This window comes from Gemmatimonas sp., from assembly GCF_044345575.1.
Classification (GTDB): Bacteria; Gemmatimonadota; Gemmatimonadetes; order Gemmatimonadales; family Gemmatimonadaceae; genus Gemmatimonas.
Genome location: NZ_JBIJAW010000389.1, coordinates 1 through 2,978, shown reverse-complemented (window position 1 = coordinate 2,978; position 2,978 = coordinate 1). Strand labels below are relative to the sequence as shown.

Sequence of the window (2,978 nt, the reverse complement as noted above, 5' to 3'; positions counted from 1 at the left end):
GCCGTAGCCAACGCATGCGGCACCACATCGAGCAACACCAGCCCGCCGATGCTCACGAGCACAAACCCGTCGATGAACGTGAGCACCGACGGCCGCGACCGGGACCACCGCGCGAACAGCGGCCCCGATCCGAGCAGTCCCAGGCTCGACAACAGCAGCGCGTGGCTCATACCGGGAAGGATAGCCGCCTAACGGGCCGGCGTTGTGGGCAGGCGCGCCGCCACCAACGCCACCACCGCCCACGCCACACACGCCGCGACCACGGTGTCGCTCAGGTAGTGCGCCGTGGCCATGACCCGCGTGAGCCCGCATCCCGCGGCCAGAGCGTAGAACACCCACCGGGCGCGCGGGAACAGGCGCGCCAGCGCGAAGGCTCCGGCGAACGCGACCAGCGTGTGCGAACTGGGTAACCCCATGCCGCGGTTGGACCACGGACCGTCGGCAAACGCCCGGAAGGCATAGCCGAACTGCTCGGCGTCGGGGCGGAGCCGTCTCAGCAACAACTTGAGCACCTCGGCGCTCAGGCCGCCGAGCGTGGGCCCCAAGACCAGCAGCCACGTCCCGCGGCGGCGTAGTACGCCATCCTCCACCTGCAGCCAATAGGCCAGCGCGAGCAGCAGCCATGTGGGCAGGAACCCCATGCTGCGCAGCAGACGCCCCCAATCCTTCTCGTACACAGCGGGGAGCCGGACGAGGCGCCAGGCGGTTTCGTCGAGCAGATGCGCCGCGGCGATGGCCACGGCACTCACGAGCAGCCAGCGGGTCCACGCAGGACGCGGGAGGGATTCCGGGTGGACGTGGTCGTCGGCCATGTGGCAAATCAATCCAGAAGGGGCAAATGCCGCCACCGATGCCACCCGCGGTGCCACCGTGTCATATTTGGATTCATGGAACGCAACACCCGTCAGCGCGACGCCATTCGCCAGGTTTTCGAGGAAGTCCCACGCCCGCTCGGCCCCACGGAGGTGCTGGAGTTCGGGCGCAGCCATGTCTCGAAGCTCGGCATCGCCACGGTGTATCGCACCATCAATTCCCTGGTGGAAAGCGGGTGGCTGGTGCCGGTGGAACTCCCCGGCGAGCCGCCGCGCTACGAGCGGTCAGGATCGGCCCATCACCATCACTTCCGCTGCCGCCAGTGCAGTCGCGTGTTCGAGATCCACGGATGCCCGGGGGACCTGCAGCATCTCGCCCCCAACGGCTTTCGGTTGGAAGCGCATGAGGTGGTGCTGTACGGCCTGTGCGACAAGTGCGCGGCCTGATCGCATGGGCACTCGCGGGGGCGCTGCTCACCGGCTGTGATTCACGCCCTCGGTTCGAGGGAGTGGCCGTGGACCCGCCGCGCGACATGCCGACGGTGGCGTTCACCCGGCAGGACGGTAGCCGCTACACGCTGGGCCCGGCCGAGGGGCGCCCGCTGGTGGTGTTCTTCGGATACACGCACTGCCCCGACGTGTGTCCCACCACGCTGGCCGACTGGAAGCGCGCCAAGGCCGAACTGGGCGACAAGGCCGCCCGCGTACGCTGGGTGTTCGTGACCGTCGATCCCGATCGCGACAGCGTCTCGGTGGCCGAGCGATATGCGCGGCAGTACGACAGTACGTTCGTGGGGCTGAGTGGCGACGCGCCGACGACGGCCAAGGTCATGGAAGCGTACGGTGTGGCCGCGGCACGCGAAGACGGCACTCCGGGCAGCGGCTATCTGGTGAGTCATTCCTCGCAGGTCTTCCTCCTCGATGGCGCCGGTAAGCTGGTGGCGTTGTATCCGTTCGGCACGCGCTGGGAGGCACTCGCGGCCGACCTCGCGCAATTGTTGTAGGTGATCACGATGCTGATGCGCCCGTTTCGTGTTCTTGCCGCAGGCGCAGCAATAGCTGTGCTGGCCGCGGCCTGCGCGCCCACAGAGACACCGCAGGGGCGCGCCGTCACGGCCGCGTGGGCCCGAGCGGCCGACTCCGGCGCGACCGGTGGTGCGTATCTCACCATCGTGAACCACGACTCGGTGACGGTCGACCTCGTGAGTGTCGCGACAGCGCTGGCCGCGTCGGCCGAGGTGCACGAGTCGATGCAGCACGACGGCATGTCGCACATGATGCCCAGGACGTCGGTGCGCATCGGCGCGCGCGATTCGCTGGTGATGGCACCCGGCGGATTGCATGTGATGCTGAATCAGCTCACGCGTGCGCTCGCGGCGGGTGATTCCGTACCGCTCACGGTGCGATTCTCCAACGGCGACTCGGTACTGGTGCGCGTGCCGGTGCGCGCGCCATGACCAGCCTCACAGGTCGTTGATGCCATGAACGCTCGTCGATTGCTGTCGCTGAGTGCGCTGCTGGTTGGTACAGCGGCCGCCGTGTGGTGGACATGGCCGCGCCCCGACACGCTCATTCGTGTGCAGCGTGGTGGCGTGGCCGTGATCTCCGACGCGTTCGGTCGCGACACGCCACTTCCCGATACGGTGCGCGTGGGTGGCAGCGGCGCGAAGCGGAAGATCCGCGTGGTGAACGAGGACACGATCCAGCATCGGCTGGCGATGTTCACCGTGCCGGCCGGTGGACAAACCGACTACACGGTGCCCCCCGGCACGTTCGGCGGTGCCTGCTCGGCGCACCCGTCGAAGAAGCAGCTCACGTTCGTGATTCAGTGACGATCGATACGGCCCTGCTCCCGCCGTCGACCATGAACGCCGCGCTCGACGAGGAGCTACGCGTGCTCGAGGCGGCCGGACTCAAGCGCGCGCTCAGGCAGGTGCAGCAGCGTCGCGCCGGCACCGTGTTGCTGGCGGGCGAACGCGTGGCCGACTTCGCATCGAACGACTATCTCGGCCTCGCGAGTGATCCGCGTGTGGCGCGAGCGGCGCATGCGGTGCTGCAGGCCGAGGGGACCGGTGCGGGCGCCGCGCGCCTGATCTCGGGGAATCATCCCATTCACGAGGTGCTCGAGCACACGCTCGCCCACTTGAAGGGGTGCGATTACACGCT

At 68.3% G+C, this 2,978-nt stretch carries 5 protein-coding genes and 1 pseudogene; 5 read left to right on the top strand and 1 reads right to left on the bottom strand.

Features of this window, described 5'->3' with window-relative positions; translation table 11 throughout:
- Positions 1-188 precede the first annotated feature (188 nt).
- Positions 189-812, bottom strand: a complete 624-nt coding sequence (locus ACIQ6O_RS15610) for a phosphatase PAP2 family protein (RefSeq protein WP_396208700.1) — start codon at positions 810-812, stop codon at positions 189-191.
- Between the two features lie 75 nt (positions 813-887).
- Here ACIQ6O_RS15610 and ACIQ6O_RS15605 point away from each other — a divergent pair, with 75 nt between their 5' ends.
- From ACIQ6O_RS15605 to ACIQ6O_RS15585, 5 genes and pseudogenes are all read left to right on the top strand, one after another.
- Positions 888-1,259: a Fur family transcriptional regulator gene (locus ACIQ6O_RS15605; RefSeq protein WP_396208699.1), complete on the top strand. Its 372-nt coding sequence runs from the start codon at positions 888-890 to the stop codon at positions 1,257-1,259.
- On the top strand, positions 1,247-1,816 hold the full coding sequence (locus ACIQ6O_RS15600) for an SCO family protein (RefSeq protein WP_396208698.1): 570 nt from the start codon (positions 1,247-1,249) through the stop codon (positions 1,814-1,816). Before ACIQ6O_RS15605 ends, ACIQ6O_RS15600 begins: the two co-directional genes overlap by 13 nt.
- Before the next feature lie 9 nt (positions 1,817-1,825).
- On the top strand, positions 1,826-2,269 hold the full coding sequence (locus tag ACIQ6O_RS15595; protein WP_396208697.1) for a copper chaperone PCu(A)C: 444 nt from the start codon (positions 1,826-1,828) through the stop codon (positions 2,267-2,269).
- Positions 2,270-2,293: 24 nt separating this feature from the next.
- The gene (locus tag ACIQ6O_RS15590; protein ID WP_396208696.1) at positions 2,294-2,644 is read left to right on the top strand and encodes a hypothetical protein; all 351 of its coding nucleotides are present in this window, start codon (positions 2,294-2,296) and stop codon (positions 2,642-2,644) included.
- Positions 2,641-2,978 (top strand): annotated as a pseudogene (locus ACIQ6O_RS15585) (8-amino-7-oxononanoate synthase); the annotation flags it as partial. The gene ACIQ6O_RS15590 and the pseudogene ACIQ6O_RS15585, both read left to right, overlap by 4 nt.